This window comes from Fulvivirga sediminis (assembly GCF_016757215.1).
GTDB classification, from domain to species: Bacteria; Bacteroidota; Bacteroidia; order Cytophagales; family Cyclobacteriaceae; genus Fulvivirga; species Fulvivirga sediminis.
This window is the reverse complement of the sequence record NZ_JAESIY010000009.1, coordinates 237,538-263,944: the sequence shown is the minus strand read 5'-3', so window position 1 is coordinate 263,944 and position 26,407 is coordinate 237,538. Positions and strand designations below refer to the sequence as shown.

Annotated in this window: 18 protein-coding genes; 10 read left to right on the top strand and 8 right to left on the bottom strand. The window is 38.1% G+C overall.

Translation table 11 applies throughout. The features are described 5' to 3' along the window. Window positions 1-54 precede the first annotated feature (54 nt). Both JL102_RS17230 and JL102_RS17225 read right to left on the bottom strand, forming a co-directional pair. A complete protein-coding gene (locus JL102_RS17230) occupies window positions 55-1,023 on the bottom strand; it encodes a DUF697 domain-containing protein (RefSeq protein ID WP_202245680.1) in 969 nt (322 codons plus the stop codon). A gap of 57 nt (window positions 1,024-1,080) precedes the next feature. Continuing rightward, window positions 1,081-2,370 carry a cyclic nucleotide-gated ion channel gene (locus tag JL102_RS17225; protein WP_202245679.1) on the bottom strand — a complete coding sequence of 430 codons (1,290 nt, stop codon included), beginning with the start codon at window positions 2,368-2,370 and terminating at the stop codon, window positions 1,081-1,083. A gap of 366 nt (window positions 2,371-2,736) precedes the next feature. On the opposite strand from JL102_RS17225, the gene JL102_RS17220 reads away from it, so the two are divergent. Then, window positions 2,737-4,029: an OmpA family protein gene (locus JL102_RS17220; protein WP_202245678.1), complete on the top strand. Its 1,293-nt coding sequence runs from the start codon at window positions 2,737-2,739 to the stop codon at window positions 4,027-4,029. A 27-nt stretch (window positions 4,030-4,056) separates the two neighbouring features. On the opposite strand, the gene JL102_RS17215 is transcribed toward JL102_RS17220, so the two are convergent. Next, window positions 4,057-4,503: an NDR1/HIN1-like protein gene (locus JL102_RS17215; protein ID WP_202245677.1), complete on the bottom strand. Its 447-nt coding sequence runs from the start codon at window positions 4,501-4,503 to the stop codon at window positions 4,057-4,059. Between the two features lie 132 nt (window positions 4,504-4,635). On the opposite strand from JL102_RS17215, the gene JL102_RS17210 reads away from it, so the two are divergent. Beyond that, on the top strand, window positions 4,636-5,268 hold the full coding sequence (locus tag JL102_RS17210) for a 2OG-Fe(II) oxygenase (protein ID WP_202245676.1): 633 nt from the start codon (window positions 4,636-4,638) through the stop codon (window positions 5,266-5,268). A gap of 71 nt (window positions 5,269-5,339) precedes the next feature. Further along, entirely contained in the window at window positions 5,340-6,452 is a 1,113-nt protein-coding gene (locus tag JL102_RS17205; protein WP_202245675.1) for a tetratricopeptide repeat protein, read from the top strand. Window positions 6,453-6,536: 84 nt separating this feature from the next. Here JL102_RS17205 and JL102_RS17200 read toward each other — a convergent pair whose 3' ends face one another. Further along, the gene (locus JL102_RS17200; RefSeq protein WP_202245674.1) at window positions 6,537-9,251 is read right to left on the bottom strand and encodes an outer membrane beta-barrel protein; all 2,715 of its coding nucleotides are present in this window, start codon (window positions 9,249-9,251) and stop codon (window positions 6,537-6,539) included. A 311-nt stretch (window positions 9,252-9,562) separates the two neighbouring features. Further along, a complete protein-coding gene (locus JL102_RS17195; protein WP_202245673.1) occupies window positions 9,563-11,302 on the bottom strand; it encodes a GAF domain-containing protein in 1,740 nt (579 codons plus the stop codon). A gap of 194 nt (window positions 11,303-11,496) precedes the next feature. Here JL102_RS17195 and JL102_RS17190 point away from each other — a divergent pair, with 194 nt between their 5' ends. Next, on the top strand, window positions 11,497-14,829 hold the full coding sequence (locus tag JL102_RS17190; RefSeq protein WP_202245672.1) for an amidohydrolase family protein: 3,333 nt from the start codon (window positions 11,497-11,499) through the stop codon (window positions 14,827-14,829). Between the two features lie 33 nt (window positions 14,830-14,862). Here JL102_RS17190 and JL102_RS17185 read toward each other — a convergent pair whose 3' ends face one another. Both JL102_RS17185 and JL102_RS17180 read right to left on the bottom strand, forming a co-directional pair. Beyond that, window positions 14,863-15,951 (bottom strand): DUF695 domain-containing protein, encoded by a 1,089-nt coding sequence (locus tag JL102_RS17185; RefSeq protein WP_202245671.1) that lies wholly within the window; start codon window positions 15,949-15,951, stop codon window positions 14,863-14,865. Window positions 15,952-15,985: 34 nt separating this feature from the next. Further along, window positions 15,986-16,591, bottom strand: a complete 606-nt coding sequence (locus JL102_RS17180) for a hypothetical protein (protein ID WP_202245670.1) — start codon at window positions 16,589-16,591, stop codon at window positions 15,986-15,988. Window positions 16,592-16,751: 160 nt separating this feature from the next. Between JL102_RS17180 and JL102_RS17175 the strand changes: the two genes are divergently transcribed. Further along, a complete protein-coding gene (locus JL102_RS17175) occupies window positions 16,752-17,234 on the top strand; it encodes a hypothetical protein (RefSeq protein ID WP_202245669.1) in 483 nt (160 codons plus the stop codon). Window positions 17,235-17,322: 88 nt separating this feature from the next. Further along, window positions 17,323-19,317 carry an OmpA family protein gene (locus JL102_RS17170; RefSeq protein WP_202245668.1) on the top strand — a complete coding sequence of 665 codons (1,995 nt, stop codon included), beginning with the start codon at window positions 17,323-17,325 and terminating at the stop codon, window positions 19,315-19,317. Window positions 19,318-19,385: 68 nt separating this feature from the next. On the opposite strand, the gene JL102_RS17165 is transcribed toward JL102_RS17170, so the two are convergent. After that, window positions 19,386-21,746 carry a TonB-dependent receptor gene (locus JL102_RS17165; protein WP_202245667.1) on the bottom strand — a complete coding sequence of 787 codons (2,361 nt, stop codon included), beginning with the start codon at window positions 21,744-21,746 and terminating at the stop codon, window positions 19,386-19,388. Window positions 21,747-21,940: 194 nt separating this feature from the next. On the opposite strand from JL102_RS17165, the gene JL102_RS17160 reads away from it, so the two are divergent. The 4 genes from JL102_RS17160 (at window position 21,941) to JL102_RS17145 (ending at window position 26,261) form a co-directional block, all read left to right on the top strand. Next, window positions 21,941-23,104, top strand: coding sequence for an AIR synthase related protein (locus JL102_RS17160; RefSeq protein ID WP_202245666.1), 1,164 nt, complete (start codon window positions 21,941-21,943; stop codon window positions 23,102-23,104). A gap of 204 nt (window positions 23,105-23,308) precedes the next feature. Beyond that, the gene (locus JL102_RS17155) at window positions 23,309-25,216 is read left to right on the top strand and encodes a M1 family metallopeptidase (RefSeq protein WP_202245665.1); all 1,908 of its coding nucleotides are present in this window, start codon (window positions 23,309-23,311) and stop codon (window positions 25,214-25,216) included. 3 nt (window positions 25,217-25,219) lie between these two features. Then, window positions 25,220-25,717 carry a thiol peroxidase gene (gene tpx / locus JL102_RS17150; protein ID WP_202245664.1) on the top strand — a complete coding sequence of 166 codons (498 nt, stop codon included), beginning with the start codon at window positions 25,220-25,222 and terminating at the stop codon, window positions 25,715-25,717. Window positions 25,718-25,799: 82 nt separating this feature from the next. Next, window positions 25,800-26,261 carry a GbsR/MarR family transcriptional regulator gene (locus JL102_RS17145; RefSeq protein WP_202245663.1) on the top strand — a complete coding sequence of 154 codons (462 nt, stop codon included), beginning with the start codon at window positions 25,800-25,802 and terminating at the stop codon, window positions 26,259-26,261. Window positions 26,262-26,407 lie beyond the last annotated feature (146 nt).

The following is a 26,407-nucleotide window of genomic DNA, read 5'->3' as shown; positions in this document are numbered from 1 at the left end:
TATCGACTAATGGAGTTTAAAGGAGTCGATAGGTTAGTTTCTCCGATAAGAAGATTAGGCTTCGGACTCAGTTTCTTTCGTTTTTCTTTTAAATATGCCAGAAACTCCTTTCATACCAGAGCGGAACGTGTTTTTGCCAGCATCTTTGAGGGCCGTCATTACACTAGTAACTACTTTGCCTGAAGATTCCAATACGAGATTTTTGAGTAAGCCTGAGGCTGTGATGAATGAATTTCTCCTTATCGCCTTTTTATCTGCTACATCCCAAGAGCCACAATACCTCTGTGCTATTATCCCTACTCTTAGTGTAAGGAAAGCATTGGTTGATCCTTCTAGCAGACTATCGGTAATAATATGAGCAGCATGGCCTATTACGGGTAGTGATCGCCCAGGGCTGCGAAGCACTGCGTTGATCACAGGCTCTATCTGTCGGGTAATGTCTATTTCATCTAACTCTGAAGCTATAAGTGCGGTAGCTCCTACATTGCCATAAAGCCTTATCATATCTTTGATAGAAGGCCTTTGCCAATAAATGTGCGCTACTTTCCATATCATTCGGCTTTGGGTAATAAATACGGTTAGAGCATCTAACTTACCATTTTGAGAAATGGCTGTAGTAAGAAATACACTTTTTGCCGTATCTTTTATAATGGTTTGTGACTCTTGATTGAGCAGGGCCAGCGCATTTTTCATACCCTCTTCTGTGTGTACGTTTAAACCAGCCTTCTTAATCAACTTATTTTTACTGAGCCGTGCTTTTAGTAAAGTATGGTATTTGGCTTCTGTTTCTGGGCTATCAGGAAAGGCCACTGATTGAGGTAATCGTAATATCATTACCACAGGAAGAAGCATGAGAATGAAGAGTGTGATGCTTATAAAACCGGTAATTAACCAGGCTAAAGTTTCATTCACCGTAATCATATTGGCATGAAAGGCAATTATCTGATTTACCGCAAATAGTACAAAGCCTATTATAAATGCTAGAGCTACTAAAAGACCGATTTTTTTTAATTGATGGAACATATGTTAATAAGACATATAAGTATATTAAAAGGTTTCAATGCAGTAGGTCTGAAGTTGTTAAACTTCTTTTTCAATATTTTCCTGATGTCGCTTTTCTGCTTCTTGTTTGATGGTGCTGGCTATTTTCGGAAACTTCAAAATCACTTCTTCGAAAGAATTACGATCTAGTTTATATAGGTCGCAGTAATCTTTGGCTATGATAGTGGCTGTCCTCCTTTTTTCTTCAAATAAGGCTATTTCTCCCAGAAAGGCTCCCGGTTTGAAGGTGCTGTATTCAACAGTGCGCTCTCGGTTTACTGCTGTCAGCTCACCGCTAAGTACGAAGTACATGCCATCACCTCGGTCACCTTCTTCAAAGAGCACTTGGTCAGGAGTAAGTACCACTGACGATAGGTGCATAGCGATTTCGGTTATAAAAGCTTCATTGGCATCTTTAAACAAATATATTTTTTCTATGGCGCCGCGCTTGAGCTGAAGAGAAAGCTCTCTTTGCAGATTTCTCGGCAAACCAGCCAAAAATGAAGATTCATCATAACCCATTCTTTTACGCCACTGATAGGTATAAAAGTAATGTATCTCTCTTTGTAATTTTTTGGTAATGCTTCTATACCTCACAAGAGCCGAGAGCCGATCCATGTTTTCGAAATATCTGACCGTGGCAGGGTCTTTTCTGGTAAGAAAACCCGCAATGTTACCTATGATATAACCAAATACACCTACCCCCATTATTTGTAAGCAAATAGCATAGATATATTGAGCGTTAGTATTGGGTGTGATATCTCCATAACCTACTGTGGTGAGGGTGGTGCTTACCCAATAAAGCGCTTTCAGGTAATTGCCGAATATGTTTTCTGTGTACTCAACACCTCTGAGGGCTAGCCACCCACAGGTGAGCCAGTGTGTACCTAATATAAACCAGTAGAAGAAAAAGATAATAGTAAGCGAGTTACCATGTTTTACCTCTCTAGATCTGAAATAGCGCATAAGAGAAGCTATTTTTAGTAGCTTCAATACTCTGATAAGTCTTATAGGAATACTCGAAATAAACAGGCCATATGGGAATGCGAGAAATACATCGAAAATTATCCAGCCATGAAGGTAGTTTTTAGCTACACTATCTCCGGTAAATAAAAAATCATCTTGAATGTACCGAAGCTGAAAATAGCTGATCGGAATATCAAGGATAAAGATGACGTTCGCAACCCAATACCATAGCATATAGTTCATGTCATCCTGAATGTAAAAGACCATATCTAGTGGCTTTAAAATAGCCAGAATAGCTGCTCCCAGAGCGAGGATCACATTCCATATAATGAAGAAGATATTTGCGTCTATATTTTTAGGCATGGTAGCTATAAAGATAGTAAAAGTGCCTAATTTTTTCTGAGTGCGTGATTATCTCTCTTAAACGCTTATTTGTATACTACCACTATTGATAGGACGGAGCAAGTTGGTTTAGCTATATGACTTCTTATTCCTATTTACGCATACCGGTATTCTGATGCATTCTTTTTATAGATTAGGGTAGTGATTTTAAGGGTTAGGGGCCATTACCTATCATTATAATGCCAGAAGGCAGGAATTTCATGAAGTGTAAAGTTAATTTAAGGCGCTAAAAGCGGGCATATTCGAGGTATTTTGCTTATCTTTTAATTCCTTTCGTTTTGCTATAGGTGGTTTCAGGCATTATTCAGTAAAATTTGGACATCTATCATGTGTACCTTCATCAATACAATCGGTACTGCCCTGCAAATATGCATTTTGTCATGCTTGCCTTTGGTTTGTATTAGTCAAATACAGATAGATACGACCTCTACACCCGCCGAATTGGTGAGCGAGGTGCTATTAGGACAAGGAGTAGTTATTGGTAATGTAACTTTTAGAGGGCAGAAACATGCCATAGGCCAATATATAGATCCAGAAGAGCAGATGGGGCTGGAAAATGGCGTCGTACTCACTTCGGGTAATGCATTTTATGTGATTGGACCTAATAAAAACCCACGAGCCGGATGGGCTAGTGATGCTCCCGGAGATCCTGAATTAGATGACATAGCAAGAGGTAAAACTTATGATGCCTCTACTTTGGAGTTCGATTTTGTGACTCAATCAGAGAATCTTTATTTTGAATATGTTTTTGCTTCTGAGGAATATCTGGAATACGTAGGTTCTAAGTTCAATGATGTATTTGCCTTTTTTATTAGTGGGCCAAATATGGAAAACACTAATATAGCGAGATTACCCGATGGCGTTACTCCCATTACCGTGAATACTGTAAACAATGAGATGAATTCAGAATATTATGTGGATAATGCTTACATCAATACTACAGACCCATTTATATGGGATGTTAGGAGCAGAAAAGTGATTGAAAATAAAAATTATTTACAGCCGGAGGTACCCCCCAGCTATGCCACCCAGTTTGATGGCTTTACCACGGTGCTAACTGCACGCTGTAGAGTAATTCCTAATGAAATTTACCATATTAAAATGTCAATAGCTGATGTAGCTGATGGTATATTAGATTCCGGAGTTTTTCTTAAAGCGGGCTCTTTTAGAAGCGAAGGTGAAATAGTAGTAGCTATTGATAAGATGATGGATCAGCCCCACCAACTTACTCGCAAGCAAGCACGGTTAGATGAAGTGGTAGTAAAACCCAAGGATATTCCTAGTAACATAATAATAGGTAATATAGAATTCGAATTTGACAAAGCAGAAATTCCAGTGCAGGCTAAAACAGTGTTAACTAAGGTAATTAATGAATATATGAATCATCCGAAAGCAAAAATTTTGCTTAACGGGCATACCGATAATTTCGGGTCAGATAATTATAACATAAAGCTCTCTCTGAAGAGAACTAATGCGGTAGCCTCAGCTCTGATGGGGTTGGGGATCCCTGAAAATAGATTGGTGCTGGATTATTATGGAGAACAGCGGCCTATTGCCACTAATGATACTGAAAATGGGAGGGCCAGAAACAGAAGAGTTGAGCTCATAGTGTCGTTTTAAAACATTACAAGCTCTGATTATTTTGTATTATATCCTTACCTCGTCGTCATAATCAATAGGAACCCTAATAGGAAAGCCATGGTAAGTGAGCTTAATATGACCTGTATAATGCACCTTTACCTTCTTACCACCCAGTATACTAATAATACTGTTGAGAAAGCCGACTTCGCCCATATCAAAGGTAGCGTCTAAAGGTATTTTGAAATCTGACATAGCCGGTATTTTGGTTTTTACTGACTGATTGATTTCTCCTATTTTCTTGCCTTCTACCATTACATCTACATTAATTTTTTTGAGGGTCATGCGTACTTTATTTGGGTTATAAAAATAGGCGTCAGCATTAAGGTAAGCTGTTCTGCCCATGACCTTGGTCACTTCTATATTAGTGATCTGTTTGAATTCTGGAGCCTCCTTGGGGCCGTTGCAGCTCATGATGAGAAGTGAAAAGAATGCTATTAAGGTTATTCGTGTCATGGTTGGTAAGACGATTCTAAACATTTTATGTTACTAAGAATTTTTAAATATGAGTTTTCAGAATTATTTAAACTATAATCATACCAAATAAATTTTAAACAATGAGCTACATTTGTCTGAAGTTGATAACTGATGATTATTAAGGATAATTCGCTAGAGGACATAGCGGATCAGTTGGCTGGCCAGGACTATGCCATTACTGAAAACTTTTTGACTCTTGAAGAAGTGAGAGCCATAGTAGAAGTGTTTGAGTATCACCGAAAGGAAGATAACTTTAAAAGAGCTGGCATAGGTAAGCAAGAAGATTTTACACTCGATAAGCAGATAAGAGGGGATTATATCAAATGGATTGATCCTGAAAATGCGTTTCCAGCCGTAAAAGTGTTTTTGGGTAAGATTAATGAACTTAAAGATTATCTGAACATGACTTGCTATCTAGGTCTTCGAGATTATGAAACTCATTTTGCTATTTACCCTCCGGGTTCCTTTTATAAGCGACACCTGGATCAGTTTCAGGGAGATGGAGCCAGAAGAATCACCTTTATCTGTTACCTTAATGAAGGGTGGCAACCGGGAGATGGTGGGGAGCTGAGGATGTATCTTAAAGATAGAGAGGAGGATTTACACCCTACCGCAGGCAAGCTCGTGTGCTTTAGAAGTGAAATGATAGAGCATGAGGTGCTAGTGGCCCATAAGCATAGGTACAGCCTTACCGGATGGATGCTGAACCATCCTGTAGGTCTAGGGTTTATAAAACAGCCATAACCAGCCAAAGAAGGTTTATTTTGAAAAAAATGGTTATATATTTGAAAAGACTACAACCTAAAACGTTAGCTATGAAAATAACACTATTCATATCCATATTTATAATTCCACTTTTAACGATGGGCCAGGCGGGTAAGTCGTTCTATGATCAGGGGGTGAAGAGCATGGAGCAAAACGAATTTAAAAAGGCCATTGATGAATTTACCAAAGCTATTCAAGCAGAGGCATCTTATAAGGAAGCTTACACACAGAGAGGTGAAGCTAAAAATGAGCTAGGAGATTTTTATGGAGCGGTAAGTGATTTTACTCTGGCCTTAGATATAGACTCTACTTATGCAGAAGCTTTAAATCAACGTGGTAATGCAAAATACAATCTTGGAGATGATGAGGGGGCTATTGAAGATTATAGTAGAGCCATAAAGCATGATAGCAAACTGGCTGATGCCTATAGCAATAGAGCTTTTGCTAAATATAACCTTGAAGATCTTGAAGGCGCCTTTTTTGATTTTTCTAAAGCTATAGAATTAGACCCAAAAGATGCGGACAAGTATTTTAACAGAGCAGTGGTAAAAGCTGAGTTAGAAGAGTATTTGGGAGCCATTGAAGATTATAATAAATCTATAGAAATTGATCCTACTGATGCTGATGTGTACAGCTACCGAGGTGTGGCTAAGTATAATATTGACAAAGTGGATGAAGCGCTGAAAGATTATAACAAGGCCATAGAAATGGATGCTAACGATCCTGTAAAATATGAAAATAGAGCTTTAGCCAAAAGTTCTACGGAGGATTACCAAGGAGCTTTAGAAGATTATAATAAGTCTATAGAGCTGTTTAGCGAGGATCCTGATACTTATAACTTAAGAGGTGTTGTTAAATATAATCTAGATGACCATGATGGTGCCATTGCCGATTATGATAAGGCAATTACACTAGATCCTTACAACGCCGTGTATTATGATAACCGAGCACTTTCTAAAGCGGCTTTAGAAAATTATAGTGGTGCCATTCAGGATTATTCTTATTCCATAGAGTTATACCCTACAGATCCTGAGACTTTTCATCAGAGAGGTTTAGCTAAAATTAATAAAGGAGACAACTATGATGGCTGTATGGATTTAAATACTGCAGTTGAGCTTGGTTCTGATGAGGCTAAAGACTCTATAAAAGAATTTTGCAAATAATTAATCTGCTAATCTATTCTTTACAAAAAGAGGCTGCTCATATGAGACAGCCTCTTTTTTATGTGTATAAGGTTGTGGACTTAATTAAATTTCTTTAAAATCATCCATAGATGCCCCTTTGCTGAAATGACGTAAATTATAGGTGAAAGTAAGCATGAAATATCTCTGTAGAGCATTTGACTGGCTATCTTCTATATAAATTTCCGTTACATTTCTGCCTACGTTATTATTCTGGTCAAGAAGGTCGTACACGTTAACACTTAACTCAGCCAGATTGTCTTTTAAGAATTTTTTACCAAAACTCATATTTAAAATGGTATAGCTGTTGTCATAACCAGCAGCTAACCCTGTGTTGAGTCTATGGTTTACATCTGCTCTATATACAAATTCATTTCCAAAGATCCAGCTATAGCGCACATGAGTAGACTGGTTATAGAATTCATTATCCACCGCAGGGCGAGAAGAGTTGCTAACTATATTATAATTACCTCTTGTAGAAATGTTAAAATCCACACGATCACTGATATTACTGCTCAGTGATAGACCGAGCATCAGGCTAGTATTGTTAGTAAGGTTAGTTTGATTATTTATAACTCCCGGTCTTCTGTTATAATTAACCATTCCTCTTACATCAATGTTAGATTTAATGCTTTCCCATGGCATGCCATAGTGAACATAGGTTTTGAAGTTATAAAATCCGGAGGTATTTTCAGGTCGGATGAGCTGTGAGCCTTCTTCCAAAATTATTCCCTGAGCGATTTCGGTAGTTTCATTGGCAATAGTAGTGGCATTAGTGATGTACCCATCCACGAATTTGGATTCGATAGAGGCATACATAGAGTTGCCTTCTGCAGAATGTGCTCTGTAGCGAGCCCGTACCCAGTTGTTATAAGCTTGCTCTAGTCCGGGGTTTCCGGTTCTTAGCTGTAGAGAATTAGAATTGTCAATTACGGCTTGCAGTTGTCCAATGGAGGGGGCGTCAGTCCAGGTTCGGTATTCAAATTCTAGTTTTTTATCATCAGTAAGCTCATAGTCTAAGCGAACGGAAGGAAGTAAACTGTTAAAATCGCGAGAGATATCATAGGTGGAAGGAAACTGCTGATCATTGTTCAACTTGGCGAGCTGATATTTTGCTTGTAACTGCATCCTCCATTTATTCTTTTTGTATTGATAACCTAGTTCAGCTTTGTGGGTAAGGTAGTGGCTATCAAAAGCATTGCTCAAAGCAGTGTCTAAAACACTGGAGGCATCTTCATTATTATACATGAGTTTGTCAGAGCTATTATCTTTATTGAAGATTTCATATTCGGCCTTTAGCATGCTGGTTTTGCTAAGCGGCTCGGTATAAGCAGCACTCATTCGAAAAGAGACAGCATCTCGCTCTCTTATACTACTTTGATCAAGAACTTCAACGCTGTCTGCTCTACGGTAATAATTATTGATAGCATAGCGTTTAGACTTATCTTCATTAGTATGATAGCCGATATTATTGCTTAGCGTGATGCTTCTTCCTTTTTTGCTAAACTGATGGCTCCAGAACAAATTATTTTCAAAGTCATAATCTGAGTTTTTTGAAGTGTTAGTGTTATTTGTCGCATTTAGTCGGCCATTGTCAGTATTCGTTTCTCCTTCAAAAGAATCATTGTTTTCATCGTGTCTTAATGAGATGCGGGGTCTCCAAATAATTTTGTTATTGTCATCCAATTCGTATTCTAGTTTGGCCCAGGCATGGTGATCCATATTAATACGATTATTTATACTGTTTTGGTCATAGACCTGTCCAGAATCAGAGGGAAGTACATAGGTTCTTTGTAATGATCTTCTGCCTTCGTTTTTTCTTCTGCTGAAATAATAGCCTCCGGTAAGCTCTACTTTATCCCAGCTGTCACCATAATTAATTCCAGCATTGTTGGTAATGATCATACCATTTTGTGTTCTACTCTCTCCCTGGCTATTTGGGTCAGCAGAGTAATTAACCATATTAATATTATTGCTTAAGGCGGTGATGGTAATTCTCTGATCATTGTCAAAAAGGTTTACACTCGCAGCAGCCTGATAACGATCATCAGTGCCATAGCCAACACTTCCTTTTCCAAATTGACCTTTTCTCTTATCTGGTTTAGTGATAATGTTGATGGTTTTCACCTGTTCGCCGTCGTCAAAACCACTCAGTTCGGCTTTGTCACTTTTTTTATCATAGACTTGAATAGCAGCAATTACCTCTGAGGGAAGGTTTTGAAGTGCTGCCTGTACATCTCCTTCAAAAAATGGTTTTCCATCAATAAGTATTTTTTGCACCGCTTCTCCTTGTGCTTGTATTTGGCCATCTACTACTGCTATGCCAGGCATTTTAGAAACCAAGTCTTGTGCACTAGCATCTCGTGTGGTTTTAAAAGCTCCTGCACTGAACTCTGTAGTGTCACCCTTTTGGGTGCTTACAGGTGCTTTTGCAGTGATCTCGATAGCATCGAGGGTAGTAGTTTCTTCTTCCATTGCCACCACACCTAAATTGATGTTTTTATTTACATTTAATACACGAACTACCTTTTTGTAGCCAATGAAATTAATCTCCAAAACATATTTACCCCGCTTTACTTTCGGTACGTTAAACAGACCCTCCAGCGTAGTAGTTACACCATAGGCCGATGTAGAATCTGGCAGTGTTTTTAAAATTACCGTAGCGCCGGGAAAGGAAGCATGGTTAGCCTCATCACGCACCCGGCCAGTAAGGCTATGCTCTTGCGCGTAGGTGGAAAAGACGATTAAAAATGAAGCCAAAACTATAATAATGGATCTCATAAGTAATTTTGCTCAGTAGCGTTTAAAAAATTATGGTTTGTTATTTAAGAATGTACCTGTTCAATCTATAATAATAGTGTTTGAACAGATTGGTGGATTACAATCCAATCAACGAAAAATCTACCCTAATTTGTAGTGTTTTTATATAAATGGTAAAATGATTTGATTTGATAAATCGATTCAGTAGCTTTAGATTCTATTTATGCAAGGTAGGGTTGTTAGATAATTCTTTTTTTCAATAGAGATAGACTTTGATGCTTCAGAAATGAAGATGATGCGCTTTAAATAATAAATATCCTTATTTATATATATTAATGGTAATAAGAGGAATACTTGTCATCCACTCTTTTTGCCTCTGTAGCTTCCTTTTTTTGGTTACTCATGTTATTCATGAGAATACTAGCGATACTCTCAGAAAGTTTTTTTACAAATTCTATTTCATAGGCTTTTAACTTTCTTAAAGCTGCCAATTCTATTGCTCCAATTACATGATCCCTCGCTATGAGAGGTACTATTAAAAGGCTGCTGGGTGTACACTCTCCTAAGCCGGAGGTTATAGAGGTATAGCCAGGAGGCAGGTCCGTAATATATACACATTCTTTCTCAAGCACGCACTGGCCCACCAGGCCAGTACCCATGGCTATTTTTTGATTTACAAATCTTTTTTTATTGTAGGCATAAGTTGCTAATCTCTGTAGTTCATTGCCATCGATCAGGTATAGTGCTCCTTGATTCACGTTCAGGTAATTGACTATCTGACAAATAATGTCATCTCCTAGTATTTCTAAGGAGGCTGAATGATTTTTTAAAATACCGTTGATTTTGGCCATGCCTTCATTGCTCCAATTAGTGATAAACTGTTCCTGATCTGCCTCTTGTAGTTTTTGGTGCAGAGCTATTATCGATTTGGCCAGTACATCTTTGTTATACTTTTCGTCGTACTGAACAGAAAAATTGCCAGCCCCAAGGTTTCTGGCGAAGTCAACGGCCACTTTAATCCGTTCTACTAATTGGTTGAGGGCGGTTTTGGTTTCTGCTAATTCATCGGAAGATTTTACCTTTAGCTTTTCTGGAAATTTACCTTTAGCTAAGCTTACCATCGCATCTTTGATTTGAGTTATAGATTTAGTAAAGACATGGCTATAAATGTAACCTAGTAGCATTCCTATGATTAACTGAGCTCCAAAGAGGCCGATGATGATATAGATGGTTTTATCAATCATTGCCTTGTTAGTTTGCTTTACGTTTTCCGTTAGCTTTCTTAGTTGGTCAGAGATGGCTGTGGCTTGCTGATTTAGTTCGCCTAAAATTCCGCTGGAGCTAGTAAGACCAATCTTTTGTTCTACTTCCACAATATCATTGAACTTGGTCTGATACTCATTAATATGTAACAGAACCTGCGCTTTACCCACCAATTCATCATTTACCTTAGCTACCTCTTGCCTAAATATATCCGCAGCCTGATTGAATCTGTCTAAATATTTAAGGTCTTTACGCAGAAAGAAATCTTTTTCGTGTCTTCTTAGCATGAGCATTTGTACTTTATTATAAGGAAAATGTGCTTCTTCTACTTCGTGAATAGCATCACGTAGTTGACCTTCTAATCCATAATCTTCAAAGCCTCTTTTCTGGTATAGCGCTACTAGATTTTGAAATTTGATATCAAACTCATTAATGTCTGATGCGATGGTATTCAGCTTGAATGAAAAATCTTTGTTATCATAGCGATCATTGTTTTTTAGGAGGCTTAAAACATGGAGTATAGAGTCCATTTCTGTTTGATAACCCTTGGTAAGTTGGCTGCTGCCAGTTGATAAAAACTCATCTGTTTTAAACCCTTTACTGGCAAATTCTTGTAAATAAATATTGACTTGAGACATTCTTAAATTGGCCATATCTACTTTTTCTCCTAGGTTTCTCAGAGAGAGAATAGAGAAATTTCCGTTAATGGCTACCAAAACAAGAATTACAGATAGCAGTAAAATAGATCCGAAGGCTATCATTAACTTAAATCGGATTTTAAGGTTAAGGAACAGATGTTTAAAGCTCATGGTATTGACAATTAAAAGCAATAAAATTAACCGCTGTACCTAGCAATGAAAGTTAAATTTGATTAAGTAATTATTAAAAAAATATGAATAGTTATACTCTCTAAATATCTATTTGTCATAAGAACCACTCATATAATTATTCATAGTTGAAAGTACTCTAATGACTATTTTAGAAAAAAATAATCTATCAATTTATGAAGTTACTGTTAAGTGTAATGATGTGTGCAGTCTCGCTGGCGACCTATGCTCAGCAAGATAGTGTAGCTGTAGCAGATACTATTTCAAGAAAAGAGACCAAGAAGGAACTGCCGCTAAAGGCAGAAAGAGCAATAAGTCTAAATACCAATGAAGGCTCATGGATAAGCTTGGATGTTAGTCCTGACGGTAAAACCATAGCCTTTGATATGCTGGGAGATATTTACCTGATACCCGTTACCGGAGGCAATGCAGAGCAATTGACCTCAGGCTTGGCATTCGATACTCACCCCAGGTTTAGCCCAGATGGCAAAAAGATCTTATTTGTATCTGATAGAAGTGGAGGTGAAAATCTATGGACTATAGACTTGGAAAGCAAAGACACTAAACTGATAACCAAAGGAAACACCAATACTTATCAGTCAGCAGACTGGGCGCCAGATGGTAAATACATAGTAGCCTCACAAGGCAAACGTAATTTGAAACTTCACCTTTATCATATAGATGGCGGCTCTGGGGCTTCAATTATAGATAAACCAGAAAAGCTGAAAACTATTGAGCCGACTTTTAGTCCTGATGGTCGTTATATCTGGTATTCTAAACGAGAAAATGCCTGGCAGTATAATGCCAGTTTACCTCAATATCAGTTAGCCCTTTATGACAGAGAGTCTGGTGATTCACAAACTGTTACTTCGAGATATGGATCTGCGTTTGCTCCTACATTGTCGCCAGATGGCCAGTGGCTGGTATATGGTACTCGTTATAATGATGAAACCGGTCTTATTGCAAGAGACCTTAAAACCGGAGATGAAAAATGGCTAGCCTATCCGGTACAGAGGGATGAACAAGAGTCTATTGCGCCGCTAGGTGTGCTCCCTGCCATGGCTTTTACTCCAGATAGTAAAAGCCTGATTGCTTCTTACGGTGGTAAAATTTATAGTATTCCGATTGCGGGTGGGCCAGCAGCTAATATTCCTTTTGAAGTAGATACTGAAATAGAACTGGGACCACGACTTAAATTTAACTACCCCATTTCAGATGATAAGATAATGACAGTAAATCAGATCCGAGATGTGGTTCCTAGTCCAGACGGATCTAAAATTGCCTTTACCGCTCTGAATAGATTATATGTAATGGATTTGGTGGAAGGATCACCAAAACGGCCCACTGATTTAGATATGACGGAGGCCATGCCTACATGGAGCCCTGACGGATCGGAAATAGCTTTCGTGACCTGGAGTGATGAAACAGGAGGTAGTATTTATAAAGTAAATATAAAAGGGAGATCAAAAGTAATCAAGCTTACTAATGAGCCAGGAGCTTATACTGAACCCGCCTGGAATTTTGCTGGGGATAAAATTGTGTACATGAAGGGATCAAGACAGGATTTTCTTAATAGTACTGGCCCTATTAGCTTTCATATGCATGATGAAATACGATGGATTTCTGCAAAAGGAGGGGCTTCTCATTTTATTGATAAATCTAAAGGCAGAGGAAATCCTCATTTTGTTAAGTCTAATGATCGTATTTATTTATATGGACGAGAAGGTCTGGTTTCTATTCGCTGGGATGGTACTGATGAGAAAAAGCTAGTGAAAATTACAGGAATTACACCTTATGGTTTTGTCCGAGATAAGTATGATTCTCATGGCTTATTATCACCCGAGACGAATGAAGCTCCTGCCAAACCATCTAATGCTGATTTAGTACTCATGGCACCTGAAGGAGATCAGGCATTAGCCATGATCAATAATGAAATTTATACTGTAACTGTGCCTCAGATAGGCTCTGAGGTAGTGAAGATAGCTGTTGCTAATCCTTCTAATGCGGCTTTTCCTTCTAAGAAACTCACCGAAATTGGTGGGCAGTTCCCTACCTGGAGTAGAGATGCAAAAAAAGTAAACTGGGCCATTGGTAATGCATTCTTTTCTTATGATCTGGTGGAGGCGAAAGCAAAAGAAGAAGAATCAGAAAAGAAAAAGGAAGAAGAAAAAAAGGATGATGATAAGAAAGATGACAAGTACAAACCTACTGAGCTTAGAGTAAAAGTAGAGGTAAATAGAGATATCCCATCAGGGAAGGTGCTACTGCAAAACGCTCGACTGATTACTATGAAAGGAGATGAAGTTATAGAAAAGGGAGATGTTTATATTGAGAATAATAGAATAGTAAAAGTAGGATTAGCAGGCACTATCCAGGTGGATGAAGGAGTGACCAAATTTGATCTTAGTGGTAAAACCGTTATTCCTGGTTTTGTAGATACGCACGCTCATCTTAGGCCGGCTTGGGGGTTAGAAAAAAATGAAGCCTGGCCTTATGCGGCAAATCTTGCTTACGGAGTTACTACCACCAGAGACCCGCAGACAGGTACTACCGATGTGCTTACCTATAGTGATATGGTGGGTGCCGGGACTATGATTGGTCCACGTATTTATTCTACCGGACCAGGAGTTGGCTTTTGGGCGTATAATATTAAGGATCTTGATCATGCTAGAAATGTGTTGAGGCAATACTCAGAGTATTATCATACTAAAACCATTAAAATGTACATCACAGGTAACAGACAGCAACGGCAATGGATTATTATGGCAGCAAAAGAACAGGAGCTGATGCCTACTACTGAGGGAGCACTGGATTTTAAAATGAATTTAACCCAAATTTTAGATGGATATCCCGGTCATGAGCATAGCTTTCCTATTTATCCTTTGTATAAAGATGTACTGACCTTGGTTAGTGAGTCCAAAACGGCTTATACACCTACGCTATTGGTTTCTTACGGAGGCCCATGGGCAGAAAACTATTATTATGAAACCGAAAATGTTCAAGGTGATGAAAAGCTTAACTTTTTTACACCTAAGTCAGAGCTCGATGCCAAGAGCAGACGTAGAAATGCTGGATGGTTTATGAAAGAAGAGTATGTCTTTGATGATCATGCTAAGTTTGTTAATAAACTAGTGGAGGCTGATGGTCTGGCGGGCATAGGTTCTCATGGACAGCTACAAGGCCTGGGTTATCATTGGGAGCTGTGGTCAGTACAGTCTGGGGGGCTTTCTGAGCATAATGCTTTAAAAGTGGCTACCATCTTGGGGGCTACGGCACTCGGTTTAGAAAATGACTTGGGATCTATTGAAGAAGGTAAGCTCGCTGACCTGGTTATTCTGGATGAAAATCCACTCGATAACATCAGAAATAGCAATACCGTAAATATGATAATGAAAAATGGTCGCTTATATAATGGGGATAATCTCAATGAGGTTTACCCTAATAAGCATGACAATGAATTTCATTGGTTTCAACCCGAACCACTTAATGTGCCTGGAATAGGAAAATAATAGAAAAAGGCCTGTGGAGGACACAGGCCTTTTTTATGTGGTGCTGAAGTGGTCAAAGGTTTGCCAATACTTGTCTTTATAAATTTCATAGGCCACTTTTAGTTCAGGGATATTTTCCTTTTGAAGGCTATCGAGCACTTTGGCCGGTTTTCTGAAATCTTCACAGGCAAAATATATCTGTCGGCCTCCATTAGCGGTTTCTCGGCCTATGTTTAAATAACCCTCATGATCCTTGAGTAGACTCATTATGTTATCTTCCACTTTATCAAGCAAGGTATATGTCTGCTTGTCAGGAAATCCATTGCTTTGGGGGATAAATTCAATAACAATGTTGGTTATCCATGGGTGTGATGCTTTAGCGTCCCAATGGAGTAGGTCCATATTTACTGCGGCTACCCATGGCAAGCCATTTTCTAAGGAGCCCTCCAGCACGGAATAGTGATCTCCTTCGGTGTGATGCCGGCTCCCTCTATATTTCTCTACAAATTCTTTTTCTCGCCAAACCAAATAACTTTTAAGTTTGTGAAATGGGATAAGTTCTTTGGTGGCTTCCTGAGGATTGATTAGAGAGATATGATCCATTAAAGTAGTAGTATTTAACTCACCCAGGTAGTTATCTATAGAAAGAAAAACCCCCTGACTAATCAAGTCTTTATTTTCTTCAGTGAGATTTGTGTGCGTTATATATATATCTATAAGATCAGGTTTATCAGGATGTTCCTGTGCATAAAAGCTTAGCGTATTTTCATCAAAAGTGTAATCATCTACTTTTACAGAGAGCGGCTCTTCGTTGGGTGGTTTCAGGGCTGTTATTTTCCAGTTAGGAATAGTAGGAGCAGCTGCCACCAGTTCCTCTACAAAAACAATGTTTTTCACAAAGCCATCAGCTGTGAGTATAAGTTCGGCGTTATCATCATTTTGCATTCCTACTAAAAGCCAGATGCCCTCATGTACTTGATTGAGTTGTGGCGTCAACTTATCAAATACTTTTGCTTCTATATCTCCTCCTTCTTTAATGACCCGGTAAAATGACGATTCTTCTTTCTTAAACCACGCCCAGAAGTTTTCATAAGGATTATTAATAGTACCTTTTTTATTGAATAGAGACTTAAATAAATTCATTAATAATGTTTTAATCAGACAGAAGATTAATCAGTTAATGGTATATAATTAAATAGTTGTACTCATCATAGGCCTTCCACCGCTCTTTGATCAGCTTACCATTCGTGCCATAGTATTTTTCAATTTTTTCGATCAGTTGATCATTAGCATAAGCCTTCTCAACATAGCCATGTTTGGTATAAATAAAAATTATTTTTTCACCTAGAGTATAATCAGGACTCTCAGCATAATAGGCATTACCTTCGTCATCATATTTTTCATAATAAGCTTTGTAATGATAGGCCATTTTCGGCCGTTTCTTTTCGTCAAAACTAATTTCATATTTGTTCCAAGCGCTGGCTCCTCCTGTTTCACAGAGTAAAGAGTCGAAACTTTCGTAAGGATTTTGTTCACGGGCCGCATCTATTATGGTCTCATCAATAAATTCACTTTTTATAGGAAGAGACCAGTAAAACTTACCAGATTCGCTTATGAGTGAGTCTCCTATATATATTCTTGTAGCTATTAGAGTACTGTCTTTTTCTTCAGGATTATACTTATATATCGTTACGCGTTGATCTCTTACTTGCGCATAGCCCGCATTGATAAGGGTAATATTGGCGGATAAGAGCAAAATCATATAAATGAGTGCGTATTTCATTATTCAATCGTTGTAAAATCAGAAAATTAAAAAGAATGGATGAAGTTATTGTTATATTCCAGATATAATAGTCGTTTCGATGGTTAGAATGCTTAGACGTAATAAAATACGAAGAACTTAATAATTATGCTTTTGGTTTTTATTCTATAAATTTGTTTTTATGCTAGTATCATTCGAAGAATTATCAGAAAATGCTCGTGTTTGGATATACCAAACAGGCAAGGAATTAAGCTCAGAAGAAAAGCAAGTGGTGGAAAGTAGGGCAAAGGTCTTTTGTGAAGGCTGGGCTGCTCATGGATCTCCAATGAAGTGCTCTGCTAAAATATTTCATAATCGCTTTTTAGTGTTAGCGGCAGATGAGGATTATACAAAAGCCAGCGGATGTTCTATAGATAGTTCGGTGCATATGGTGCAGGAGTTGGAAAAGCAATTAGGTATTAGCTTTTTTGATCGCACCAAAGTGGCCTTCTTACTTAATGATGAGATTTATGTGGAGTCATTAAACAAGTTAAAAGAGAGTGTGCAAGACGGGGTGATTAAAAAGGAAACGATTACTTTCAATAATACGGTTAGTAATAAAAAGGAATTAGAGTCAAAATGGATGGTTCCGGCAGAAGCCACTTGGATCAGCCGTTATTTCTAATTTACGCATTATCTGTCATAAAATAAACGTTATATCGTTATACGATTAAAGTCAATTAATTATAACTTTAGTCAAAGTCTGAATTTAAATGAGTGCTAATACTAAACTTCTAACCCTATTACTCACCTTAGTTATAGTTTCTTGTAGTCTTGAGAAAAAAGCCAATAAAGCTTTTAGCAATGGAGAGTTTGAATCTACCATCGAAATCTATAACCGTGCTCTGAAGAAAGATGCTTCTGATCCTGTAGCTAACTTCTTTGTGGCAGACAGCTACCGGCAATCAAATCGGCTCGATGAGGCGGAACCGTACTACAAGAAAGCACTCGATAATGGACTAGATAACGACTCCATTAGATTATTTTATGCCTTTTCTCTTAAAGCCAATGGAAAATACGAGCAGGCGAGAGAGCAGGTTAATGAGCATTTGGAAAATGTAGTGGAGGAGAAATACAGAGCAAGGGGCGAAGAGGAGATTAGTAATCTTAATAGCATTGATGATATTCGGCGGAGTGATAGTTTTTTCAAAGTCAAAAACCTTGAAGAAATTAACTCAAATCAAGCTGATTATGCACCAGTTTATAATGATGGTGAGCTTTACTTCAGCAGCTCGCGAGACGATAATAAAATATATAAAGCCACCGGAACACCTTTTAGTAATATATATAAAGTTAAAACTAAAGGCGCCAATGTAGATACTACTACTATTGAAGGTTTGGGAGAGCTTATTAATAATTTTGATATTAATGAAGGTTCAGTCACTTTCAGTCCTGATGGCAAAACTATGGTATTTGCTCGAGGCAATTCTGGTAAAAGGAAAGGAACGGCAGATGTAAACTTGTACATAGCCAGCAATCGAAATGGTACCTGGACAGAGCCTAGAATGTTAACAATTAATAATCCTGGCTATTGGGATAGTACACCAGCCTTTAGCCGTGATGGGCAAACGCTTTATTTTGCTAGTAATAGACCTGGTGGCTATGGAGGTACAGATATTTATTCTGCTAGACGAAATTCCAGAGGAAGATTTTACCGAGTTACTAATTTGGGGCCAACTATTAATTCTGCGGGTAATGAAATGTTTCCTTTTGTGTCAGACGAGGGTTTTATGTATTTCGCCAGTGATGGTCATGCAGGATTTGGAGGCTTAGATCTCTTTATAGCTAAAAGACAAAATGGAAAGACTACCATAGAAAATCTGGGAGAGCCAATGAACACAACGGCTGATGACTTTGGCCTGTTTTTATTTAGAGCGGATCGTGGTTTTTTCTCTTCTAACAGGGAAGGTGGTAAAGGAGATGATGATATTTATACTTTCGTGAATGAGGACCCTAACCTGAAAATAGTCAATTACTACCTTACTGGTGTAACCATGACTCATGATGACGCCGATAATTTGGTCGTATTACCCGGTGTAACGGTAAGACTTTTGGACAACGCCGGTGAGGAACTTGATGAAAAGGTAACGGATGGAGAAGGTAAATTTAGTTTCCGCGTATACGAACATGAAAGGTATAACCTGGTAGGAGAGAAGAAGGGGGGTACAGAACAATACCTAATTACAAGACAGGAATTTTCTACTATCGGCCGTTCTGTAAACAGAGATACCCTTACCCAGCTAGTGACCAATGTGAAATTTGATACTTTGATGGTTCTAGAAAAAATAGAAAAAGACAAAATATTTGTATTAGAAAACATCTACTATGATCTTGATAAGTCGGATATCAGAGAAGATGCCGCACGAGAGCTGGATAAATTGGTAACTATTTTAAATGATAACCCTGAGTTGGTTATTGAATTAAGCTCTCATACAGATGCTCGGCAAACGGATGAGTATAACTTAAAGCTATCTCAGCGTAGAGCTAAGTCAGCGGTAGATTATCTGGTGTCACAAGGAATAGAGTCGAAGCGGTTAACAGCTAAAGGTTATGGGGAGTCTAAGCTGCTCATTGAAGATGCACAGACGGAAGAAGAACATCAAGTAAACCGACGTACAGAATTTAAGATTTTAGAACTTGGTAAGCCGAAGAAAAGTGATGATGAATTTTATGAAGATCGCTTTTTTGATGACGACGGAGATTTATAGATAAGAAAGAGAAAAAGAGAGCCATTCTGATTTTCAGAATGGCTCTCTTTTTTTAAGGCAAAAGCTTCTTAAAAAGAATAAGCTACATTTAACCTAAAGTTAGTACCAGGTTCCGTTTGCCAGTAATATCCAGTGGCGTATCCTGCACCCGAATATAAATACTCGTCAAGGATATTATTAACGTTTAGGCCTACCCTCATTTTATCGTTTTGCCAGCTCAATGCTGCGTCCAGTCTGAAATAATCAGGTAATAAGGCTTCATTTTCTGCCCCCCAGTTCCAAGAAGAGCGGTCTACCTGATATTGGTAGCCTACAGAAACGCCTAGTCCTTTCAATGTATTTTTATGGAAAGTATATTTTAACCATCCATTAGTCAGGTGCTTAGCATGTCCTGCTATTCTTGTTCCTTCAGATTCTGGTGATTGTTTGAATTCATCTACTTCCACATTGGTGTTGGCATAATTTAGAATCAAGTTGAGACCAGTAACTATTTCTCCTTGCACATCAAATTCAAATCCTTGGGATTGTATGTTGTCGATAGGAATAGCATATGAAGTGCCATCAGCCCTATATATAGGATTCGCAAAGTTCTCTTTGTTGATTGTATAATAGGTTAAGGAAGAACTCCATTTTCCTTCGGCCCAGCTTCTTTTGATTCCAAATTCTATATCCGATGATTCTTCAGGGTCCAGTTGTTTTCCTTTGATATCAATGCTGGTCTGGGGCAAGAAAGATTGGTCAAACAGAGCGTATACGGTAGTGTTTTCCGTTAGAGAAGCACTTAGACCTACTCTAGGGGTAAGCTTCTCTCTATCCATAGAATTACCATTGGTATTTCCATTAAAAGAGGTATACCTCAGGGCTAATGTTAGTCTTAGTTTATTTTCTAAGAAACCTAGTTCATCTTGTGCATAAAGAGCTGTAATATTTGATTCACTTATGGCAGGTGCATCGGTTTGTCCCGCTCTTACTCTTATATCCTCACTTCTATCGAAAGAAGGTATCTGACTCATAGGAACTTTGTGAACAGGGTTGTATATGTTAAATGTTGAGTCACCTAAGTACTGCTTTTGGAAATAGTCTCCCCAATAATTTTTTTGATTAACATCTAGTCCAGCAAGTATTCTATGATGAACAACTCCTGTTTCTACTTCACCGTTTAGATAAACTTGTCCAGATTTCACTAAGGTTAGGGCATCAGCGGAGTTCATCGTCCTGGTAAGGTTGCCTTCTGGGCTTATTTTTTCATACCAAAATGAGCTACCTTCTTGATTATAATTCAAATAAGCTAATTGTGCTGTGAGTTGCCAGTTTTCATCCAGCCTGTGATTAAGATTTAGAAATACACTGTTTTCTCTCATAACCGTAGGGTCAATATTGGGTTCTCCTATGCTAAAATCTCGAGGTAGGTCCGCCAGATTGTTTGAAAAAACATAAGCGGATCCCAATGCGAGTATCTTGGAGTATTGTAAAGTATATTCTGCAGTAAGGCTGGTGTTATCGTTAAAGGAATATTTTAATGATGGAGCAATTGTATACCTATCGTTAAATTCAAAGTCCCTATGTGAGTCTTTGGATGACCCCATCAGGTTTAATCTGTAAAGCAGTTTTTTGTTATTGTTAAGTTTACCTCCAACATCTACAGCTGCCCTTAATGTGTTAAAACTGCCGGTCATTAATGATATTTCGTTAGATTGATTAAGAATTGGCTTCTTCGTAACCACATTATAGAATCCGCCAGGCTCTCCTGCGGCCATCATAAATCCTGCAGGGCCTTTTACAAACTCAATACGATCTACTATTGACATATCTTCAGTCAGTGGCCCCCACGAGCTTTCAAGATTAACACCGTTGCGCATCGCAGGTATGCGGAATCCTCGCATGTTAATTCTAGCGAAATTACCCCAATGTTCTATCATTTGAACACCAGATACATTTCTGCTTACTCCTTCGAGCATGTCTATTATCTGCTGATCCTTAATCGCCGTTTTAGAAATTACCTGAACGTTCTGGGGTGTTTCCAGTAATGGAGTGGTGATTCTTAGAGCGGATGATGGCACTTCTATATTGTAATCTTCCCCTTGGCCTTGCACAATTACATCTTGCAATTGCTGAATAGACTCCTCAAGGGTTATGGTTGGTAACGCAATAGTTTCTCCACTTTTTACACTAATAGCTAATTCTTTTTTCTTTAAGCCGATCGAGGATATAATAAGTACATAATCACCTGCTGGAGCGCTTAAAGTAAAACTGCCATTTTCTTTGGTAACGGCACCCATGGTGGTGTTATTTAATACAAGGTTCACATAGGCTGCAGGTTTCCCATCTGCTGTTTGAACCTCTCCTTTCACCGTGCCTCTGTTTTCCTGTGCTACGGCAAAGTTGAGCACTGAAGCTAACAACACTAATGCAGTAAAAATTCTTTTCATGGTTAAGGTTTTTATATTTAGAATTATTATAAATAAGGACAAACATACATGGAACTTAATCTTACCACAATATTTATTTAGATTAATTTAAAATAATTAGATGTTTTGCTCTTTTCAACATAATCATCTCTTTCAATTGATCTAGCTGACAGTTTTCTTATTTTTGTGATCTTTATTTTAACTGATTGGGTTATATGAGCGACCGTTATGCACAAAGAGGCGTTTCTGCCTCTAAAGAAGATGTACACAATGCCATCAAAAACATTGATAAAGGGCTATATCCAAAGGCTTTTTGTAAGATAGTGAAAGACTTTTTGGGTAATGATGATCAGTATTGCAACATAATGCATGCTGATGGAGCTGGCACTAAATCTTCTTTAGCTTATTTATATTGGAAAGAAACAGGTGACATGTCTGTTTGGAAAGGCATTGCTCAGGATGCCATCATCATGAATATTGATGACCTCATTTGTGTCGGAGCTCTCGATAATATTTTACTATCTTCTACTATTGGTAGAAATAAAAACCTAATTCCAGGAGAAGTGCTTGCCGCACTTATAAACGGTACTGAGGAGGTGCTTCAAATGCTGCGTGATAACGGAGTGGATATTATAAGCACTGGTGGAGAAACGGCAGATCTGGGAGATTTAGTACGAACTGTAGTGGTAGATAGTACCGTTACAGCCAGAATTAAAAGGTCTGATGTAATTGACAATGCCAATATCCAGAGTGGTGATGTAATCGTAGGTCTGGCCTCATATGGTCAAACTACATATGAAACAGAATATAATGGAGGTATGGGAAGTAATGGACTTACTTCAGCTCGCCATGATGTATTTCATAAAAGCTATTCAGAAAAATATCCTGAGAGTTACGACCCTAATGTTCCACATGATCTTGTTTTCACTGGTAAGTATAAACTCACAGATACCGTTGAAGGTGCGCCGTTAGATATGGGTAAGTTGGTGCTGTCACCTACCCGTACTTATGCTCCGGTAATGGCTCAAGTTTTCAAAGAGATGAGATCAGAGATTCATGGAATGGTTCATTGTAGTGGAGGTGCCCAAACTAAAGTGTTGCATTTTGTGGATAACCTGCATATTATAAAAGATAATCTGCTGGAAATTCCTCCGCTTTTCAGGGTAATACAAGAAGAAAGTGGCACTGACTGGAAAGAAATGTATAAAGTATTTAATATGGGGCACCGCCTGGAGTTGTATGTTAGTGAAAAGCATGCTCAGTCTATTATTGATATAGCTAAGAGCTTCAATATTCCGGCTCAAATTATTGGTAGAGTTGAGGCTGCTGATCAGAAGAAATTGACCATTACTAGTGATAAAGGAGAGTTTATTTATTAAATCTCACTTACCTTAAATATTTAAAATGGCTGGCTTTTTAAAAAGCCAGCCATTTTTTTTGGAATAATTGATGAATTGAAACCAAGTATTTGTTGCCTTGTTATTTGAGCCTATAGAGTCTAATGCAAGGCTTCTTTTATAAATGAAGTAAACCACCTATATTTATTTGTTTAGTAGAATAACAAAATTCAGAAAAATAATAATATGCCGATAAGATTAATATTCTTTGCATCTTTTCTGGCAGTGTTGGCCGCAGCATGCCAACCTCCCAAAGAAGAGACTAATAATAGAGAAACAGTAATGATAATAGAAGACCCACATTCTTACGCTAAGCCAGAAGAATCAGTAATAACTCACCTGGACTGGCATGCAGAGGTAAACTTTGATAGTACTTATATTACAGGGAAGGCCTCTTTGAGTATAGAAAATTCAGAAAATGCCACTCAGCTGGTGCTTGATATCAAAGACCTTGATATTCGCAAAGTTACTATCGGTAAAGAGGATGAAAAAGAGGCGGAATATACGATTGGTGACAGAGATTCAATTATGGGCAGCCCATTGGAGGTGAAAATTACTCCCGACACTAGAACCGTAAATGTATATTACACTACATCAAAAAATGCAGAGGCATTGCAATGGTTATCTCCTGCCCAAACCAGTGACAAGAAATTTCCATTTCTATTCACTCAATCTGAGGCGATTTTAGCAAGAACATGGATTCCTATTCAAGATTCACCAGGCATAAGGTTTTCTTATACCGCTGATGTAAAGGTGCCAGCTAACTTATTGGCTCTTATGAGTGCGCGTAATCCTCAAGAAAAAAATGAAAAAGGAGAGTATCATTTTAAAATGGAAACGCCAATACCTGCCTACCTTTTGGCCTTGGCTGTAGGAGATCTGGAATTTGCGGCTATTAGTGATAGAACAGGTGTGTATGCAGAGCCTTCAGTAATAGATACTGCAGAGTACGAGTTTGCAGAGTTGGAAGAGATGGTTAGTGCTGCTGAGGATCTTTATGGAGAATACCAATGGGGACGTTATGATTTATTAGTGCTTCCTTCTAGTTTTCCTTTTGGTGGGATGGAAAATCCTAGGCTTACATTTGCTACTCCAACCATATTAGCAGGAGACCGATCGCTTACGTCGCTAGTAGCTCATGAGTTAGCACATAGCTGGTCTGGTAATTTAGTAACCAATGCTACTTGGAATGATTTCTGGCTGAATGAAGGATTTACAGTTTACTTTGAGCACCGTATTATGGAAAAGTTATACGGTAGAGATTATTCGGAAATGCTTGCTTCAATTGCTGCAGAAGATCTTCAATCTGAGATAAGTAGCATGACCAGTGAAGGGCATGAAAATGATACCAAATTAAAGTTAGACTTAAAAGGCCGTAATCCTGATGATGGGGTTTCTTCAATCGCCTATGATAAGGGTTATCTTTTTCTGAGATACTTGGAAGAGCATGCAGGGAGAGAAAAGTTTGATGCATTTATAAAAGGATACTTTTCTAGAAATGCTTTCAAAGGAATGACCACTGATGAATTTATTGAGCAGCTGGATGAACATTTACTTACTGAGGGTAGAATCAACATTGGGAAAGTGAAAATTGATGAATGGATCTTTGAGCCCGGTCTTCCTAATGATGCTCCAATGCCAAAATCAGATAGATTTGCCCATGTAGATAGTCAAGTGAAGAAATTTATGGATGGAATACCTCCTGCTAAACTGGATACAGCCAAATGGTCTTCTCATGAATGGTTACATTTTGTGAGATCTATTCCAGATACCGTGAATATGGAGCAGCTTGAAGAGTTAGATAGCGCGTTTGGTTTTACAAGTACTGGTAACTCTGAAGTTTTAGCTGCCTGGCTGGTTCAGAGTATAAAACATAATTATAAAGCTGCATCAGATAGAACTGAAGAATTTTTAATTCATACTGGAAGAAGAAAATTTTTGGAGCCTATATATGCCGCTATGATGAAACAGAAAAATGGAAGAGCTCGTGCTTTAGAAATATATGAGAAGGCCCGTCCTAATTATCATTTTGTGTCAACAAACACAATCGACAAGATGTTAGGTTGGAAAATAGAAACTACATTAAACCAATAAATAATGGCTACAATCACCCTAAAAGGAAATGAAATTAAAACTAACGGAGAGCTGCCTGCAGTGGATAGCTTAGCTCCGGAATTTACGCTTACTAAAGGAGATTTATCGGAGACATCATTGAAAGACTTTAAAGGAAAGAAAGTTATTCTGAATATCTTTCCTAGTATAGATACTTCTACATGTGCTACTTCAGTAAGAAAGTTTAATGAAAAAGCCTCATCTTTAGAAAACTCGGTGGTGCTGTGTATTTCTAAAGATTTACCTTTTGCTCAGCAGAGATTTTGTGGTGCAGAGGGAATAGAAAATGTAATGACCTTATCTGATTTTAGACACCCAGAATTTGCCTCAAATTATGGACTTAAGATAGAAACAGGGCCATTAACAGGTTTGGATGCTCGCTCAGTAGTAGTGATCGATGAAAATGGAAAAGTTATCTATACAGAATTAGTAAAAGAAACTGCTGATGAGCCTAATTATGAGGCAGCTTTAGCAGCATTGTAAAAGATAAATAGAAAACTATTTTAGTTCTCTTGTTGCAGAACTAAAAAAACCATGTACCTTTGTCTATCTAAACGTAAGTAATATGTTGACGGATAGGCAAAAAGAACTAATAGAAAAAATAGGCTTAGTACACGAGCAGGAGGGATTATCTCCTGCAGTATCTCGTGTATTAGGCCTACTTTTGGTTTCAGACCAAATTGAACTCACCTTTGATGAAATTAGAGAAACCCTTAACCTAAGCAAAAGTGCCACGAGCAACGCTCTTAATATTGCAATGAAAATAAATAGGGTAGAGTATATTACTAAACCTGGTGATCGAAAACGGTACTTCCGATCGAAGATTCATTTGTGGAGAGAGAACCTAATGGCAGATTATAGGAAGAAGGCTTGCTGGGCTGATATTCTTAAAGAAGTATGCAAATGCCGATGCTCCGAGACTAAAGAATTCAATCACGCATTAACCGATTTAGTAGATTTTGTAGAATACATGTCTCAGGAAATCCCCAGACTTTATAAATGTTGGGAACAAGATAAAACCAAATAATTTCTTTTCCGTTTTGGTTCTTTAATTACCGAACAAACTAGTTGTTTGAGAAGTAAGATTATAAGCCCATGAAATAAGTCAAGAAACTACTCATTTTAAACGACTACTGTAACGCTAATTATTTTTTAAAACTCAAATCTTTATAA

What these genes read in the sequence shown, in the direction of transcription:
- JL102_RS17155 (WP_202245665.1), top strand. Translation starts at nt 23,309, where the DNA reads ATGCCGATAAGATTAATATTCTTTGCATCTTTTCTGGCAGTGTTGGCC.
- JL102_RS17170 (WP_202245668.1), top strand. Translation starts at nt 17,323, where the DNA reads ATGAGTGCTAATACTAAACTTCTAACCCTATTACTCACCTTAGTTATA.
- JL102_RS17215 (WP_202245677.1), bottom strand. Translation starts at nt 4,503, where the DNA reads ATGACACGAATAACCTTAATAGCATTCTTTTCACTTCTCATCATGAGC.
- JL102_RS17230 (WP_202245680.1), bottom strand. Translation starts at nt 1,023, where the DNA reads ATGTTCCATCAATTAAAAAAAATCGGTCTTTTAGTAGCTCTAGCATTT.
- JL102_RS17195 (WP_202245673.1), bottom strand. Translation starts at nt 11,302, where the DNA reads ATGAGCTTTAAACATCTGTTCCTTAACCTTAAAATCCGATTTAAGTTA.
- JL102_RS17165 (WP_202245667.1), bottom strand. Translation starts at nt 21,746, where the DNA reads ATGAAAAGAATTTTTACTGCATTAGTGTTGTTAGCTTCAGTGCTCAAC.
- JL102_RS17190 (WP_202245672.1), top strand. Translation starts at nt 11,497, where the DNA reads ATGAAGTTACTGTTAAGTGTAATGATGTGTGCAGTCTCGCTGGCGACC.
- JL102_RS17180 (WP_202245670.1), bottom strand. Translation starts at nt 16,591, where the DNA reads ATGAAATACGCACTCATTTATATGATTTTGCTCTTATCCGCCAATATT.
- JL102_RS17175 (WP_202245669.1), top strand. Translation starts at nt 16,752, where the DNA reads ATGCTAGTATCATTCGAAGAATTATCAGAAAATGCTCGTGTTTGGATA.
- JL102_RS17210 (WP_202245676.1), top strand. Translation starts at nt 4,636, where the DNA reads ATGATTATTAAGGATAATTCGCTAGAGGACATAGCGGATCAGTTGGCT.
- tpx (WP_202245664.1), top strand. Translation starts at nt 25,220, where the DNA reads ATGGCTACAATCACCCTAAAAGGAAATGAAATTAAAACTAACGGAGAG.
- JL102_RS17185 (WP_202245671.1), bottom strand. Translation starts at nt 15,951, where the DNA reads ATGAATTTATTTAAGTCTCTATTCAATAAAAAAGGTACTATTAATAAT.
- JL102_RS17160 (WP_202245666.1), top strand. Translation starts at nt 21,941, where the DNA reads ATGAGCGACCGTTATGCACAAAGAGGCGTTTCTGCCTCTAAAGAAGAT.
- JL102_RS17225 (WP_202245679.1), bottom strand. Translation starts at nt 2,370, where the DNA reads ATGCCTAAAAATATAGACGCAAATATCTTCTTCATTATATGGAATGTG.
- JL102_RS17200 (WP_202245674.1), bottom strand. Translation starts at nt 9,251, where the DNA reads ATGAGATCCATTATTATAGTTTTGGCTTCATTTTTAATCGTCTTTTCC.
- JL102_RS17205 (WP_202245675.1), top strand. Translation starts at nt 5,340, where the DNA reads ATGAAAATAACACTATTCATATCCATATTTATAATTCCACTTTTAACG.
- JL102_RS17220 (WP_202245678.1), top strand. Translation starts at nt 2,737, where the DNA reads ATGTGTACCTTCATCAATACAATCGGTACTGCCCTGCAAATATGCATT.
- JL102_RS17145 (WP_202245663.1), top strand. Translation starts at nt 25,800, where the DNA reads ATGTTGACGGATAGGCAAAAAGAACTAATAGAAAAAATAGGCTTAGTA.